This is a genomic window from Variovorax sp. 770b2, assembly GCF_900115685.1.
Classification (GTDB): domain Bacteria; phylum Pseudomonadota; class Gammaproteobacteria; order Burkholderiales; family Burkholderiaceae_C; genus Variovorax.
Genome location: NZ_FOXJ01000005.1, coordinates 299,972 through 314,254 on the forward strand (window position 1 = coordinate 299,972; position 14,283 = coordinate 314,254).

Consider the following 14,283-nt stretch of genomic DNA (forward strand, 5'->3'; position numbering starts at 1 on the left):
CATGCAAGATCGCGCGCTGCCCTCAACCGCTTGAATCCAAGGAACCAGACCCGATGCCGCGTGGAAGATCCGCCACCTACGACGACCAGCGCGAGCTGATCCTCGCGCAGGCCGCCCAGCTGTTCGCGCGCCGGGGCTATCCCGCCACGTCGATGAACCAGGTGGCCGAGGCGTGCAACCTCTCGAAGGCCACGCTCTATCACTACTACAAGGACAAGAGCAGCCTGCTCATCAGCATCGCAGAGACGCACGTCTCCAAGCTGGCGGCGCTGGTGGCCGAGGAAGAGGCGTCCACGCACACCGATGAACAGCGCCTTCGCCGCTTCATCTACCGCATCGTCGAGGAATACGCCGGCGCGCAGGACGCGCACCGCGTGCTCACCGACGACGTGCGCTTTCTCGAAGCAGAAGACCGCGAGCGCGTGCTCGACAAGGAGCGCGAGGTGGTCGCGGGCTTTGCGCGCGCGGTGTCGGCGCTGCGGCCAGGGGCTCCGAGCGACGACCTGGCCAAGCCGCTGACCATGCTGCTGTTCGGCATGATCAACTGGATGTTCACCTGGATGAAGCCGGGCGGAACGCTCGACCACGCGGCGATCGCGCCGATCGTGGCCGATCTGTTCCTCGGCGGCATCGGCGCGGTGAAATCGCCGGACTACGGCGATCGCGGCCGCGCAGGCCGCGATGACTGATCAGGCCGCCTTCAAGTAGCGCGCCGCCGGCTTGCTGGTCTGCGACGCGCCGAACAGCTTGGCGCCCGCATCGACGAAAGTCGCGAGCAGGGCTGCATCGTTCACCGACGGCAGGGTGATCGGCTCGCCCAGGTCGAGGCCGGCCAGGGCCGCGTCCACGCAGTCTTCGGCGGCCATGATCGTGCCTTCGGCCAGTGCCGACATCGGCACGCCCGAGAGCTCCCAGATATCGGTGGCCGTCGCGGCCGGCAGCACCAGCTGCACCTTCACGCCGGTGCCCGCCACTTCATCCTGCAGCCCGCGCGTGAACGCGACCACGAAGGCCTTGGTACCGCTGTAGATGCTGCTGATCGGCAGCGTGTGGAAGCCCAGCACCGAGCCGATGTTCACCAGCGTGCCGCGGTCGCGCGCCTTGAAAGCGGCCAGCGCGGCGTGGCTCAGGTGCGCGAGGGCGTTGATGTTCACGTCCAGCATGCTTTGCAGCTGCGCGGTCGTGGTCTGCGCGACGGGCGCGAGCGTCGAGAGGCCGGCGTTGTTGACCAGCAGCGTGACCGATGCGTCGGTGGCGATGACTTGGGTCACGCGCGCGAGGTCGTCGGCAACGGCCAGGTCGGCCGCGAGCGTCTTCACTTTCACGCCGTACCCGGCGCGCAGAGCGGTCGCGACTTCTTCCAGCAGGTCGGCGCGGCGCGCCACCAGCACCAGATCGTGGCCGCGGCGGGCCAGGCGGTCCGCATAGATCTTGCCGAGGCCGGCCGAGGCGCCTGTGACGACGGCGGTGCCGAGGGTTGCTTGTTCGCTCATGGGGAAATCCATTCAAAGGGGGTTGGAAGGTGGTTGGGGCTACAAGCATGATGACCATCATGTTTGAAGTGGCGAAGCATGATGGGTATCATGCTTAACGTCAACCGAGGTCCTGAAGTACCCCGGAACAGAAAGAGGTCACATGCGATACCCAGCAGCGGAAACCGCCGAAAAGCACCAGAAGATCCTTGCCGAGGCCTCGCGCCTGTTCAAGGAGCGCGGCTTCGACGGCGTGAGCGTGAGCGAGATCATGAAAGCCACCGGCCTCACGCACGGGCCCTTCTACAACCACTTCGATTCGAAGGAAGCGCTGATGGCAGAGTGCATCACGCACTCCGGGGACGCCGCGCTCGCCGACCTCGATGCGGCCGGCGAAACGCCCGAAGGCATGCGCGCCTATGTGCGGCAGTACATGAGCCCGGACCATCGCGACGGCCGGGCCGACGGCTGTCTGGTGGCGGCGTTTGCGGCGCACTCGGGCCAGCCGGGCAGCGAGCAGGGCGTGGGCGCGCCGCTGACGGCGTACCTGAAGTCGGTCATCGACCGGTTCGCGAGGAACTTCCCATGGCGTTCCAGGAAGAACGCGAAGGGCGATGCGATCCGCATGCTCGCGTCGATGTACGGCGGCGTGGTGCTGGCCCGCGCCGTGGACGACGAGGCCCTGTCGGAAGAAATCCTGCGCGAGGTGCTGGCCGGCCTTCAGTCGGCGCCGAAGGCCTGACCTAGAGGATGCGGTTGAACCAGAGCAGCGACAGCCCCGCCGACAGCAGCGTGAGCACCGCCGCGCCGAGCGCGAACAGCGCCGAGATTTCCGTTTCCTTCTTCTCCACGGTGAGCTTGGAGCTGAGCGTCTCGTAGACCTTCTTCAGGTCGTTCGCGGTGCCCGCGTAGAAGTACTCGGCATTGGTCTTGTTGGCCACGGCCTTGAGCGTCTCCTCGTCCAGCCGCACGCGCATCGACCAGCCTTCGAAGCCGATGGTCTCGCCATCGACCGTGCCCACGCCCACTGTGTAGATGCGCACGCCGCGGTCGGCCGCGGCCTTGGCCGCGTCGAGCGGATCGACGCCGGTGGTGCGCTGGCCGTCGGTCAGCATGATGATCGCGGCCGAGGTGAAGGAGCCGGGCGCCACGGGGGTGAAGTCCTTGAGCTTCTTCTCGGTCTGGTCGATCGGCGTTCCGCGCTGGCGGCTCGGTGCGCTGAACTGCTCGACGTCGATGCCCGCATCGGGGAACAGCGTGGCGAGCGACACCACGATGGCGTTGCCGGTGGCGGTGGCGCGCTGCAGCTGGAAGCTGTCGATGGCGGTCACCAGGTCGTCGTGGTTGGTGGTGGGCAACTGCGCCACCTGCGCGCTGCCCGCGAAGGCGACGATGCCGACCTTCACGGTGCGCGGAAGATCCTTGATGAAGCTCTTGGCGGCCTCCTGCGCCGCCACCAGCCGGTTGGGCAGCACGTCGGCCGCGCGCATGCTGCCCGAGACGTCCATCGCGAGGATGATGGTCTGCTGGTTCGAGGGCAGCATCACCACCGCCATCGGCCGCGCCGCGGCCAGCAGCATCGCGGCCATGGCCAGCAGGAACAGCAAGGGCGGAATGTGCCTTCTGAAGCTCTGCCCGGCGCCCATCGCCTCCCGAACGATCGAGAGGCTCGCATAGCGCACCGCCAGCTTCTTCTTGCGGCGGATCAGCCAAACATAGAGCAACACCAGCAGCGGCAACGCCGCCAGCAGCCAGAGGAATTGAGGCCAGAGAAAGGTCATGCTGCCACCGCCTTCACATTGCCCGAACCGACGCGTGTGCGGCGCTTGCGCAGGTCGGCAAAACGAACGATGGCTTCCACCAGGTCGTCACTGGTCGAGAGCTCCAGGGCGTCGACGCCGGCTTTGGCGAGCGAGGCGCGCAGCGTCGCCTCGCGCTCGGTGGCCAGGCGCGCAAAGCGCTTGCGAAAACCGGCATCGTGGGTGTCGACCCACAGCTGCTCGCCGGTCTCTGCATCCCGCAGCGGCACGAGGCCCAGGTCCGGCAGTTCGAGCTCGAGCGGATCGAAGAGGCGCACTGCGATCACCTCGTGCCGTTGCACCAATTGGCCGAGCGGGCGCTCCCAGCCGGGCTCGCTCAGGAAGTCGGACACCACGAAGACGGTGGAGCGGCGCGGCATCAGCGTGGCGGCGGATTTCAGCAGGTCGTCCAGGCGGGTCATTCCTTTCTGCGCGGGGCCGTCCGCCTTGTCGGCGCGGCGCTCCATCGCGTGCAGCAGGTGCAGCACGTGGCGCCGGCCGCTGCGCGGCGGGATCACGGCTTCCAGGTCGTTGCCGTAGACCAGCGCGCCGACCCGGTTGCCGTGGCGCGTGAGCAGTCGCGCGAGCACGCCGACGAAGCCGGCCGAGATCTCGCGCTTGGCCTTCAGGCCCGAGCCGAAGTCCACCGAGCGGCTCAGGTCGAGCACGAACCAGGCGGCCATCTCGCGGTCTTCGGTGAAGACGCGCACGTGCGGCGTCTGCAGGCGGGCGGTGACGTTCCAGTCGATGTGGCGCACGTCGTCGTGGTGCTGGTATTCGCGCAGGTCCGCCAGATCGAGGCCGCTGCCGCGCATGAGCGTGCGGTAGTCGCCCTGCAGCAGGCCGTCGAGGCGACGGATGACCGTCCATTCGAGCCGGCGCAGCGCGCGCTCGGCGCCGCCGGCTTCCGCTGCAAGCCGTTCGTCGTTCGCGGCCGCAGGGGCCTTACGCCACCAGCTTTTCATATGGATTCGGGAACACCGCGGAACCGGCTTTGCCGGGCCGCAGGTGTTGTCCCCTGCAAGGGGGTTGGCGCAGCGACACGAAGTGCGCGAAGACTGGGGGTGTGCTCATTTCAGGCCACCAGCTTTTCATGTTCGAGCGGTTTGGGTGGAGCGGGAATGGCCCGCATGATCTTCTCGATCAGGCTGTCGGGCGTCAGGCCTTCGGACAACCCTTCGTAGGAAAGCGTCACGCGATGGCGCAGCACGTCGAGCACCAGCGCGGTCATGTCCTCGGGCAGCGCATAGCTGCGCCCGCGCAGCAGCGCGAGCGCACGCGCGCCCTCGGTGAGGCTGATGCTGGCGCGCGGGCTCGCGCCGAAGGTGATGAAGCGGCGCATGTCCTTCAGGCCGTGCTTCTCGGGGGTGCGGGTGGCCGAGACGAGCTTCACCGCGTACTGGATCAACGAAGGGTCGACGTACACGCGCCGCGCCTCCGCCTGCAGCGCCGCGAGCTGCTCGGTGGTGGCGACCGGGCTGGCCTCCACCGGCGGGCCGATCACGCGCTGGACGATCACGAACTCTTCCTCGTCGCTCGGGTAGTCGACCAGCACCTTCATCATGAAGCGGTCCACCTGCGCCTCGGGCAGCGGGTAGGTGCCTTCGGTCTCGATGGGGTTCTGCGTCGCCATCACGAGGAAGGGCCGCGGCACCTTGTGGGTTTCGCCGGCGATGGTGACCTGGCGCTCCTGCATCACTTCGAGCAGCGCGCTCTGCACCTTGGCCGGCGCACGGTTGATTTCGTCGGCCAGGAGCAGGTTGGCGAACACCGGGCCCAGCGAGGTGCTGAATTCGCCCGTCTTCTGGTTGTAGATGCGCGTGCCCACCAGGTCGGCCGGCACCAGGTCGGGCGTGAACTGGATGCGCTTGAAATGGCCGCGCACGGTGTCGGCCAGCGTCTTGATGGTGAGCGTCTTCGCCAGCCCCGGCACGCCTTCGACCAGCAGGTGGCCGCCCGCGAGCATTGCGACCATCACGCGCTCCAGAAAGCGGTCCTGGCCCACCACCACGCGCTTGACCTCGTAGAGGATCTGCTCCATCAGCTCGGCGGTGGCGGGCGCGGTGGAGAAGGTCGACAGGGGAGGGGTCTCTGTGCTCATGCGAAGGGCTTTCGAAGAAATCAGAACGGCGGCGAACCTGCCGCAGAGGCCGCGTTCTCGATGGGCACCGCGAAGCCGATGCCGATGAAGGTGCGCTGCTGCGTGGGGTTGAGGATGGCGGTGACGATGCCCAGCACCTCGCCGTCCATGTTGATGAGCGGGCCGCCCGAGTTGCCGGGGTTGGCGGCCGCGTCGAACTGGATGAGGTTGCCCAGCTCCTGCTTGCCCTCGGGCGAGCGGAACGAGCGCTTCAGGCCCGACACCACGCCGGCCGACACCGAAGGCCCGATGCCGAACGGAAAGCCCACGGCCGCGACCTGGTCGCCGGGGCGCAGGTCGGCGGTGGAGCGCATCGCGGCGGGGATCAGGTCGTCGGGAATCTTCTGCGCCTGCAGCACCGCGAGGTCGTTCTCGGGCTGCACGCCGGTGATGACGGCCACCGCCTCCAGCCCGTCGGCGAAGGTGACCTTGATCTTCTCGGAGCCGGCCACGACGTGCAGGTTGGTGAGGATCACGCCCTTGTCGACGATCACCACGCCGGTGCCCACGCCGCGCTCGACCTCGCCTGGCGCCGCGCCGTCGAGCGGGGCTTCGGGCGGCTTGCCCTTGGCCATGTTGCGGCCGCGTTTCTGGGTCTTGGCTTCGGGCGTGGCCTTCTCGGGGCCGTAGCTCACCACGCGAACGACCGAGGGCCGGATGATGTCGGCTGCTCTGGCTGCCGGTGAGGGGAGGGTGGCGGTCTGCATCGTGCGCAGCACGGCCGCATCGATGTCTTTCTGCGTGATCGCCTTGCCCTGGCGCGGCCACCACACAGCGCCGCCGGTGACCAGCGCCGCGCACAGCACGAGGAGGAGGGCGAAGCTCTTGCGTCCCGGCTGCCAGCCAGCGCGGGCTCTCGGTGGCTGTAAGGCGCCACCTGCGCCTGCCGTGTCCGGGGATGCCGCGGCATCCGCCTCGTCGGCCGCTTGTTCTGCGGCCGGCGACGGCGTGCGGGGCGAACGGCTATAGAAAGCGGGCCTGCGCATCGGAGAACCTCCGGCAAAAAAGACGCGTGAAGGAGTTCACAGTAGCACGCTTTCCGCGCCTGCGCATCCCTTCGGGCATCATGGCGCGATGGCTTCGTTTGTCGATACCCACTGCCACCTGGACGCGCCCGAATTCGGTGCGGAGATGCCTCGGATCCGCGCCCGCGCCGCGGCCCAGGGGGTTTCCCTGTGCGTGATTCCGGCGGTTGCCGTCTTCAACTTCGCCACCGTGCGGGAGCTCGCCCACAGGCAGGGCGATGCCTACGCGCTGGGTATCCACCCACTTTGCACGGGCCAGGCAGAGGACGCCGACCTCGAAGTGCTCGATGCGGAATTGGCCGCGCGGCAGGGCGATCCGCGGCTTGTGGCGGTCGGCGAGATCGGCCTGGACTACTTCGTCGAAGGCCTCGACGGCCCCAGGCAGGAGCGTTTTTTTCACACTCAGTTGCAACTGGCACGCAAGCACGGGTTACCCGTGCTCATCCACGTGCGGCGTTCGGTGGACAAGGTGCTCAAGCACCTGCGCCAGACAGCGGGCGGGCGGCCATGGCAGGGCATCGCGCATGCCTTCAACGGCAGCGAGCAGCAGGCGCACGCCTGCATCGAATTGGGCCTTCGGCTGGGCTTCGGCGGCGCGGTGACCTTCGAGCGCGCGCTGCAGTTGCGGCGGCTCGCCACCACGTTGCCGCTCGAGGCGATCGTGATGGAAACGGACGCGCCCGACATCCAGCCGCACTGGCTCTACCGCACGCAGGCGCAGCGCGACGCGGGCCAGGCGCAGGGCCGCAACGAGCCCGGCGAGCTGCCGCGCATCGCCGAAGTGGTGGCCGGATTGCGCGGCATCGGCATCGATGCGCTGGCCGAAGCCACCACCCGGAATGCGGTCGAAACGATGCCGAAGCTCGAAAGTCTGATGGCCTTGTCGGAACGCGCGCCGCACTCCGCGTAGGCCAATGTCCCGAGTTGCGATGGGGGCGGCGTGGGGCGAGTTTTTGCTGTCATCCTTGAAGTTCGAAGTGGCGTTGCTTGCACAGTGGCAAGTCCGTCACTCCAACACTTCACTCAAAAAGGAGTCTTCCATGACCACATCTTTCGTTCGCACCATGCCCGTCGTGCTCGCTCTGGCGCTCGCCTCCATCGGTGTGTCCGCCGTGGCGCAGACCGCGGCCCCCGCAACGGCCGAGCCCACCACCACCGAGAAGGTGAAGGAAGCCGGCAGCGACGCGGTGGACGCCACCAAGCGCACCACCAAGAAGGCCGTGAACGCCACCGAAAACGGCGCCGAGAAGGCCTGGGACGCTACCAAGAGCACCACCAAGAAGGCCGCCAACGCCACCGAGCGCGGCACCAAGAAGGCCTGGAGCGCGACCAAGAACACCACCAAGAAGGCCACCAACGCCACCAAGAAGGCCGCCACGAAGACCGGCGACGCCGTTGAAACCGCCGGCCACAAGACGGCCGACGGCATGCGCAGCACGGGCGCCGCCATCGGCGAGAAGATCCCCGGCACCGCCGAGAACGAAGCCGCCAAGAAGTAAGCCTGGGCTTCGGTCCGCGCTCTCGAAAGAACCCGCTTCGGCGGGTTTTTTTGTGGAACGGCGACAGTGCCAAGATGCAGTCCATGAACCGACCCGCCGCATCCGGAGCCGACAGCCTGGTGCTCACCGGCCTCGCGCCCATCGTCTCGCCGGGCACCGTCGTGCTGATCCTGGGCAGCTTTCCCGGGGTCCGTTCGCTCGCGCAGCAGCAGTACTATGCGCATCCCCAAAACCAGTTCTGGAAGATCTTGCAAGCTGTCTGGCCCGACCACCCGCTGCCGACCGGCGCAGACAGCTACGCGGCAAAGAAGGCGTGGCTGCTCGATCGCGGCCTGGGCGTGTGGGACGTGTACGCGGCCTGCGAACGCGAAGGCAGCCTCGATTCGGCGATTCGCGCGCCCGTCGCGAACGACATCGCCGGCCTCAAGCTGCCCAGGCTCGCCGCCATTGCGCACAACGGCGGCGAGAGCTTCAAGCATGCGCGCCACACGCGCACCCTCGGCGTGCCGGTCTACCAGCTGCCTTCCACCAGCCCCGCCAATGCGTCGTGGAGCTTCGAGCGAAAGCTCGCGGCCTGGCGCGAGGTCTTCGACGCCCACACACTCATCTGATGGCAACGCGCACCACCCCCGTTCTTCCCGAAGTCAATTTTTCCGACTGGGGCGACATCCGCTACCTGCACCTGGGCACCGAATGGGTCCAGGGCTCGATGAAGCTCGATGCGCCGTTCGAGATCGAGCTCGAGTACGTGCAGCGCATGATGGCCTGGCTGCTCTTCGTCGATGGCAAGACCGTCGCCAGCCGCCACGCGATGCAGTTGGGCCTCGGCGCGGCCACGCTCACCAAGTTCTCGCGCAAGACGCTGCGCATGCGCACCACGGCGGTCGAACTCAATCCGCAGGTGGTGGCCGCGTGCCGCGGCTGGTTCAAGCTGCCGGCCGACGACCCGAAGCTGCGCGTGGTGATCGCCGATGCAGCGCTGGAGATCCGCAAGCCCGAGTGGCACGGCACAGTCGATGCGTTGCAGGTCGACCTGTACGACCATGAGGCCGCAGCGCCAGTGCTCGACAGCGAAGACTTCTACGCCGACTGCCGCGCGCTGCTCACCGAAGACGGCTGCATGACGGTCAACCTCTTCGGCCGCTCGTCCAGCTACGAGCGCAGCCTGGAGAAGATCGCCGCCGCGTTCGGCGCCGATGCCGTCTGGGCCTTCAAGCCGACGCGCGAAGGCAACACGGTGGTGCTGGCGCAGCGCACGCCGAGCCGTCCGAAGCGCGAGATGCTTGCCGAGCGCGCGCAAACGATCCAGACTCGCTGGAGTCTGCCCGCGCCGAAGTGGCTGCGGGTGTTCAAGCCCCTGAATCTCTCCATCACCCGAACCTCCGGCTCATGAGCGCTGTTCCCGCCGTTTCCGCACCCGCCCCGCTGGCCGCCCGTCATGAAGGGCCGCTCGAGCTGCGCCGCCTGATCGAATGGCTGGCCACGGACGGCGTGATTTCCCCGGTCGAGGCCAAGCGCACCATCGCGCGCTGCGCGCAGGCCGAGAGCCGCCAGGCCCCGCTGGTTCGTCTTGCCAATGTGGCGATGACGCGCGAGAGCGACAACAAGCCGCTCGACCTCGAAGCGCTCACGCAATGGCTCGCCGGCCGCGCCGGCCTCACCTACCTGCGCATCGACCCGCTCAAGGTCGACGTGGGCAAGGTGGCCGACACCATGAGCGCGGCCTATGCCGAGCGCCACAAGGTGCTGCCGGTGCAGGTGCTGCCCACCGAGGTGGTGGTGGCCACGGCCGAGCCGTTTCTCACCGACTGGATCGCCGAGGTCGAGCGCCAGTCCAAGCGCACGGTGCGGCGCGTGGTCGCCAACCCGGCCGACATCCAGCGCTACACGGCCGAGTTCTTCGCGCTCGCGAAATCGGTTCGCGCCGCGCAGAAGGCCGGCGGCAACACCGGCGGCGCGAGCTTCGAGCAGCTGGTCGAACTGGGCAAGAGCACCAAGCAGCTGGACGCCAACGACCAGAGCGTGGTGCAGGTGGTCGACTGGCTCTGGCAGTACGCCTTCGACCAGCGCGCAAGCGACATCCACCTGGAGCCGCGCCGGGAACAGGGCGTGATCCGCTTTCGCATCGACGGCATCCTGCACCCGGCCTACCAGATGCCCATGGGCGTGATGAACGCGATGGTCGCGCGCATCAAGCTTTTGGGCCGCATGGACGTGGTCGAGAAGCGCCGCCCGCTGGACGGCCGCATCAAGACCCGCAACATGCGCGGCGACGAAGTCGAAATGCGTTTGTCCACCTTGCCGACGGCCTTCGGCGAGAAGATGGTGATGCGGATCTTCGACCCCGACACCGCGGTGAAGGACCTCGACGCCCTGGGCTTCGCGCAACACGATGCGCAGCGTTGGGAACAGCTCGTGACGCGGCCCAACGGCATCATCCTGGTGACTGGTCCGACGGGCTCGGGCAAGACCACCACGCTGTACTCCACGTTGAAGCGCGTGGCGACCGAAGAGGTCAATGTGAGCACGGTCGAAGACCCGATCGAAATGATCGAGCCCTCGTTCAACCAGACGCAGGTGCAGCCGCAGCTGGACTTCGGTTTCACCGAGGGCCTGCGTGCGCTGATGCGGCAGGACCCGGACATCATCATGGTGGGCGAAATCCGCGACCTCGCCACTGCCGAGATGGCGGTGCAGGCCGCGCTCACCGGCCACCTCGTGTTCAGCACGCTGCACACCAACGATGCGCCCAGCGCCATCACGCGGATGATGGAGCTGGGCGTGCCGTCGTACCTCATCACCGCCGTGATGCTGGGCGTGCTCGCGCAGCGGCTGGTGCGCACGCTGTGCCCGCACTGCAAGCAGCCCGACGACGCGGTCACGCGCGAGAGCCTGGAGGCCATCGTCAAGCCCTGGCAGATCACGGGCTCCGTGCGCGCCTACAAGCCGGTGGGTTGCGTCGATTGCCGCATGACGGGCTACATGGGCCGCATGGGCCTGTATGAACTGCTGAGCGTGACCGAGGCCTTCAAGGACAAGGTCACCAAGGAGCCCAACCTCACGGGCCTCAGGCGCCAGGCCGTGATCGACGGCATGCGGCCCCTGCGCCTGGCAGGCGCGCTGCGCGTGGCCGAGGGCGTGACCACCATCGAAGAGGTGCTGAGCGCCACGCCACCCCTGGAGTGAGGTGTTGCCCTTTGGGTTAACCCTAACCGTTCGGTTAGTGAAATCCACATCCGCCTGACCGCAAGCTGACTGGACAATCCCGCATCGAAACTTGTTCGAGGAGACTGTTCGTGAAAATCAAAAGTCAGAAAGACTTTTTCTCGGGACTGATGTTCACCGTCGTGGGTGTGGGGTTCGCCTGGGGCGCCACCACCTACAGCGTGGGCAGCGGCGCCCGCATGGGTCCGGGTTACTTCCCGTTGATGCTTGGCATCCTGATGGCCTTCATCGGCCTGGGGATCATGTTCAGCGGCTTGACCGTTGAAACGACCGACGGCGAAAAGATCGGCAAATGGGCCTGGAAGCAGGTGGTGTTCATCCTGGGCGCCAACCTCGCATTCGGCGTCCTCCTGGGGGGCCTGCCGAGCATCGGTGTGCCGGCCATGGGAATGATCATCGCGATCTACGCGCTCGTGATCATCGGCAGCCTCGCGGGCCACGAGTTCAAGCTGCCCACCGTGCTGGTCCTGGCGACGGTGCTTGCCATCGGCAGCTACATCGCATTCATCTGGGCGCTCAAGCTGCAGATCCAGGTCTGGCCGACCTTCATCACCGGTTGAGAAGAAAGCTGCTCACATGGAATTGATTGACCACCTCTCGATGGGTTTTGGCGTTGCCTTTACCTTCACGAACCTGCTGTACTGCCTGGTCGGCTGCATCCTGGGCACGCTGATCGGCGTGCTGCCGGGCATCGGCCCGGTCGCGACCATCGCGATGCTGCTGCCCGCCACGTACGCGCTGCCGCCCGTCTCGGCGCTGATCATGCTGGCCGGTATTTACTACGGCGCGCAATACGGCGGTTCGACCACCGCGATTCTGGTGAACCTGCCGGGCGAATCGTCCTCGGTGGTGACCGTGATCGACGGCTACCAGATGGCGCGCAAGGGCCGTGCGGGTCCGGCGCTCGCGGCTGCGGGCCTGGGCTCGTTCTTCGCGGGTTGCGTCGGCACGCTGATCCTGGCCGCCTTCGCGCCGCCGCTGACCGAACTGGCCTTCAAGTTCGGCCCGGCCGAGTACTTCTCGCTGATGATCCTGGGCCTGATCGGCGCCGTGGTGCTGGCTTCTGGGTCGCTCCTGAAGGCCATCGCGATGATCGTGCTGGGCCTCTTGCTCGGCCTGGTCGGTACCGACGTGAACTCGGGTGTCGCTCGCTACAGCTTCGACATTCCCGAACTCACCGACGGCATCGGCTTCGTGGCCATCGCCATGGGCGTGTTCGGCTACGGCGAAATCATCGCCAACCTCTCGCGTCCTGACGACGAACGCGAAGTGTTCACCGCCAAGGTCTCGGGCCTGTTCCCGACCAAGGAAGACTTCAAGCGCATGGTGCCTGCCGTCCTGCGCGGCACGGCACTGGGTTCTGCGCTGGGCATCCTGCCTGGCGGCGGTGCGCTGCTGGCGGCTTTCGCGGCCTACACGATCGAGAAGAAGACCAAGCTGAAGCCGGGCGAAGTGCCCTTCGGCAAGGGCAACATCCGCGGCGTGGCGGCTCCCGAGTCGGCCAACAACGCGGGTGCGCAAACCTCCTTCATCCCGCTCCTGACGCTGGGCATCCCGCCCAACGCCGTGATGGCGCTGATGGTAGGCGCGATGACCATCCACAACATCCAGCCCGGCCCGCAGGTGATGACCAGCAATCCGGAACTGTTCTGGGGCCTGATCGCCTCGATGTGGCTGGGCAATGCGATGCTGATCATCCTGAATCTGCCGCTGATCGGCATGTGGATCAAGCTGCTGTCGGTGCCGTACAAGTTCCTGTTCCCGGCGATCGTGCTGTTCTGCGCGATCGGCGTGTACTCGACCAACAACAACACCTTCGACATCTGGATGGTGGGCATCTTCGGTCTGGTGGGCTACACCTTCTTCAAGCTGGGTTGCGAGCCTGCACCGTTGCTGCTGGGCTTCATCCTCGGGCCGATGATGGAAGAGAACCTGCGCCGTTCGCTGCTGCTGTCGCGTGGCGACTGGAGCGTGTTCGTCACGCGCCCGATCTCCGCTAGCCTGCTGGCTGCTGCCGCACTGCTGCTGGTGATCGTGCTGCTGCCTGCGGTGAAGTCCAAGCGCGAAGAGGCCTTCGTCGAGGAATAAGCGGGGCTTCGGCTCTCTTTGGAACGACGGCGCCTTCGGGCGCCGTTTTCATTTGCCGGCGCGCGGCGGCTTCATGTGCTGCCGTGCCATGGCCAAAAAGGCCAAGGCGGCCGGGCTGAGCGGATGCTTGGCCAGCCGCACTGCGACGACTGGATATTCGAGCGTCGGACGGGTCACCGCCACGGCGCGCAGGTTGCCGGGCATCAGCACCTCCACATAGCGCGGCAGCAGCGCCACGCCCGCACCCGCCTGGATGAGGCCGAACGCCGTCGACAGCATCGACACGTGATGCACAACGTGTGGGTACACATTGGCAACGCTCGACAGCTGGCGGCTCACCGCGCGCCAGATGTTGGCGTCGGGGTTGACGTGGATGAAGGGCAGCGCGTCCAGGTGCTTCGCATCGACCACCACGCGCTGTGCCAGCGGATGATCGTCGCGCACGAAAAGGGCCATGCGTTCCGTGAACAGCGGCTCGGTCGCGAGTTCCGAGTGCTTCTGCCCGATGTCCGAGCCGAAGCCCAGATCCGCCTCCTGCGAGAGGATGCGCGAGATCATCTGCTCGGCCGTGCTGTCCAGCAGCGTGGTCGCCAGCGTCGGGTGCTTCTGCGAGAAGCGCCCGAGCATCGGCGGCAGCAGCGCGCCCGCCGTGAGATGGCCCACGGCCAGCACCACGCGGCCTTCGCGCAGCTGCGACTGCGAGCGGCAGGCGCCGACCGATTCGTCGATCAACCGCAATGCCCGCACGGCCGTCTCGACCATCACCTGGCCCGCGCTCGTGAGCTGGATGCGGCGGCCCCGCACGATCAGCGGCTGCCCGAGCTGCTCCTCCATGCGCTTGACCAAGTGGCTGATGGCCGGCTGCGTGAGCTGCAGGCTCTCCGCCGCCAGCGTGAAGCTGCCCGATTCGGCGACCGCCGCCAGCGCCCGAAGCTGCTGCAGCGAGACCTCTTCCGTGGCGTTCTTTGTCATAAACAGCGCTCATAGTTGAATAAGCGGAATTATCTGGCTTGATGCGCGGCGGCTGCATAGCAT

Annotated in this window: 15 protein-coding genes; 9 read left to right on the forward strand and 6 right to left on the reverse strand. The window is 67.0% G+C overall.

The window, feature by feature from the left end; translation table 11 throughout:
- The first annotated feature begins 53 nt into the window (after positions 1-53).
- Positions 54-689, forward strand: a complete 636-nt coding sequence (locus BM133_RS25325; RefSeq protein WP_093440022.1) for a TetR/AcrR family transcriptional regulator — start codon at positions 54-56, stop codon at positions 687-689.
- On the opposite strand, the gene BM133_RS25330 is transcribed toward BM133_RS25325, so the two are convergent.
- Positions 690-1,493, reverse strand: a complete 804-nt coding sequence (locus BM133_RS25330; RefSeq protein ID WP_093440399.1) for an SDR family NAD(P)-dependent oxidoreductase — start codon at positions 1,491-1,493, stop codon at positions 690-692. It abuts the gene before it with no gap.
- A gap of 142 nt (positions 1,494-1,635) precedes the next feature.
- Here BM133_RS25330 and BM133_RS25335 point away from each other — a divergent pair, with 142 nt between their 5' ends.
- Positions 1,636-2,214, forward strand: coding sequence for a TetR/AcrR family transcriptional regulator (locus tag BM133_RS25335; RefSeq protein WP_093440024.1), 579 nt, complete (start codon positions 1,636-1,638; stop codon positions 2,212-2,214).
- A gap of 1 nt (position 2,215) precedes the next feature.
- Here BM133_RS25335 and BM133_RS25340 read toward each other — a convergent pair whose 3' ends face one another.
- The 4 genes from BM133_RS25340 to BM133_RS25355 form a co-directional block, all read right to left on the reverse strand.
- Positions 2,216-3,253 carry a VWA domain-containing protein gene (locus tag BM133_RS25340; protein WP_093440027.1) on the reverse strand — a complete coding sequence of 346 codons (1,038 nt, stop codon included), beginning with the start codon at positions 3,251-3,253 and terminating at the stop codon, positions 2,216-2,218.
- Positions 3,250-4,236, reverse strand: coding sequence for a DUF58 domain-containing protein (locus BM133_RS25345; protein ID WP_093440030.1), 987 nt, complete (start codon positions 4,234-4,236; stop codon positions 3,250-3,252). The genes BM133_RS25340 and BM133_RS25345 overlap by 4 nt, the downstream gene beginning before the upstream one ends.
- Positions 4,237-4,346: 110 nt before the next feature.
- Positions 4,347-5,372, reverse strand: coding sequence for an AAA family ATPase (locus BM133_RS25350; protein WP_093440032.1), 1,026 nt, complete (start codon positions 5,370-5,372; stop codon positions 4,347-4,349).
- Between the two features lie 20 nt (positions 5,373-5,392).
- Positions 5,393-6,397 carry a S1C family serine protease gene (locus BM133_RS25355; RefSeq protein ID WP_093440035.1) on the reverse strand — a complete coding sequence of 335 codons (1,005 nt, stop codon included), beginning with the start codon at positions 6,395-6,397 and terminating at the stop codon, positions 5,393-5,395.
- 88 nt (positions 6,398-6,485) lie between these two features.
- Here BM133_RS25355 and BM133_RS25360 point away from each other — a divergent pair, with 88 nt between their 5' ends.
- The 7 genes from BM133_RS25360 (at position 6,486) to BM133_RS25390 (ending at position 13,248) form a co-directional block, all read left to right on the forward strand.
- Positions 6,486-7,346, forward strand: coding sequence for a TatD family hydrolase (locus BM133_RS25360; RefSeq protein WP_093440037.1), 861 nt, complete (start codon positions 6,486-6,488; stop codon positions 7,344-7,346).
- A gap of 130 nt (positions 7,347-7,476) precedes the next feature.
- The gene (locus BM133_RS25365; protein ID WP_093440040.1) at positions 7,477-7,935 is read left to right on the forward strand and encodes a hypothetical protein; all 459 of its coding nucleotides are present in this window, start codon (positions 7,477-7,479) and stop codon (positions 7,933-7,935) included.
- 83 nt (positions 7,936-8,018) lie between these two features.
- Complete coding sequence (locus tag BM133_RS25370; protein WP_093440401.1) at positions 8,019-8,546, forward strand: DNA-deoxyinosine glycosylase; 528 nt, start codon at positions 8,019-8,021, stop codon at positions 8,544-8,546.
- Positions 8,546-9,328, forward strand: a complete 783-nt coding sequence (locus BM133_RS25375) for a class I SAM-dependent methyltransferase (RefSeq protein ID WP_093440043.1) — start codon at positions 8,546-8,548, stop codon at positions 9,326-9,328. Before BM133_RS25370 ends, BM133_RS25375 begins: the two co-directional genes overlap by 1 nt.
- Positions 9,325-11,121: a type IV pilus assembly ATPase TfpB gene (locus BM133_RS25380; RefSeq protein WP_093440045.1), complete on the forward strand. Its 1,797-nt coding sequence runs from the start codon at positions 9,325-9,327 to the stop codon at positions 11,119-11,121. The genes BM133_RS25375 and BM133_RS25380 overlap by 4 nt, the downstream gene beginning before the upstream one ends.
- 110 nt (positions 11,122-11,231) lie before the next feature.
- Positions 11,232-11,720 (forward strand): tripartite tricarboxylate transporter TctB family protein, encoded by a 489-nt coding sequence (locus tag BM133_RS25385; RefSeq protein ID WP_093440048.1) that lies wholly within the window; start codon positions 11,232-11,234, stop codon positions 11,718-11,720.
- A gap of 16 nt (positions 11,721-11,736) precedes the next feature.
- Positions 11,737-13,248, forward strand: coding sequence for a tripartite tricarboxylate transporter permease (locus BM133_RS25390; RefSeq protein ID WP_093440051.1), 1,512 nt, complete (start codon positions 11,737-11,739; stop codon positions 13,246-13,248).
- Positions 13,249-13,296: 48 nt separating this feature from the next.
- On the opposite strand, the gene BM133_RS25395 is transcribed toward BM133_RS25390, so the two are convergent.
- Positions 13,297-14,220 (reverse strand): LysR family transcriptional regulator, encoded by a 924-nt coding sequence (locus BM133_RS25395; protein WP_093440053.1) that lies wholly within the window; start codon positions 14,218-14,220, stop codon positions 13,297-13,299.
- Positions 14,221-14,283 lie beyond the last annotated feature (63 nt).

Excerpts from the sequence above, each read along its gene's own strand:
- BM133_RS25380 (WP_093440045.1), top strand. The coding sequence starts at position 9,325 with ATGAGCGCTGTTCCCGCCGTTTCCGCACCCGCCCCGCTGGCCGCCCGT.
- BM133_RS25395 (WP_093440053.1), bottom strand. The coding sequence starts at position 14,220 with ATGACAAAGAACGCCACGGAAGAGGTCTCGCTGCAGCAGCTTCGGGCG.
- BM133_RS25335 (WP_093440024.1), top strand. The coding sequence starts at position 1,636 with ATGCGATACCCAGCAGCGGAAACCGCCGAAAAGCACCAGAAGATCCTT.
- BM133_RS25350 (WP_093440032.1), bottom strand. The coding sequence starts at position 5,372 with ATGAGCACAGAGACCCCTCCCCTGTCGACCTTCTCCACCGCGCCCGCC.
- BM133_RS25390 (WP_093440051.1), top strand. The coding sequence starts at position 11,737 with ATGGAATTGATTGACCACCTCTCGATGGGTTTTGGCGTTGCCTTTACC.
- BM133_RS25375 (WP_093440043.1), top strand. The coding sequence starts at position 8,546 with ATGGCAACGCGCACCACCCCCGTTCTTCCCGAAGTCAATTTTTCCGAC.
- BM133_RS25340 (WP_093440027.1), bottom strand. The coding sequence starts at position 3,253 with ATGACCTTTCTCTGGCCTCAATTCCTCTGGCTGCTGGCGGCGTTGCCG.
- BM133_RS25325 (WP_093440022.1), top strand. The coding sequence starts at position 54 with ATGCCGCGTGGAAGATCCGCCACCTACGACGACCAGCGCGAGCTGATC.
- BM133_RS25345 (WP_093440030.1), bottom strand. The coding sequence starts at position 4,236 with ATGAAAAGCTGGTGGCGTAAGGCCCCTGCGGCCGCGAACGACGAACGG.
- BM133_RS25330 (WP_093440399.1), bottom strand. The coding sequence starts at position 1,493 with ATGAGCGAACAAGCAACCCTCGGCACCGCCGTCGTCACAGGCGCCTCG.
- BM133_RS25355 (WP_093440035.1), bottom strand. The coding sequence starts at position 6,397 with ATGCGCAGGCCCGCTTTCTATAGCCGTTCGCCCCGCACGCCGTCGCCG.
- BM133_RS25370 (WP_093440401.1), top strand. The coding sequence starts at position 8,019 with ATGAACCGACCCGCCGCATCCGGAGCCGACAGCCTGGTGCTCACCGGC.
- BM133_RS25365 (WP_093440040.1), top strand. The coding sequence starts at position 7,477 with ATGACCACATCTTTCGTTCGCACCATGCCCGTCGTGCTCGCTCTGGCG.
- BM133_RS25360 (WP_093440037.1), top strand. The coding sequence starts at position 6,486 with ATGGCTTCGTTTGTCGATACCCACTGCCACCTGGACGCGCCCGAATTC.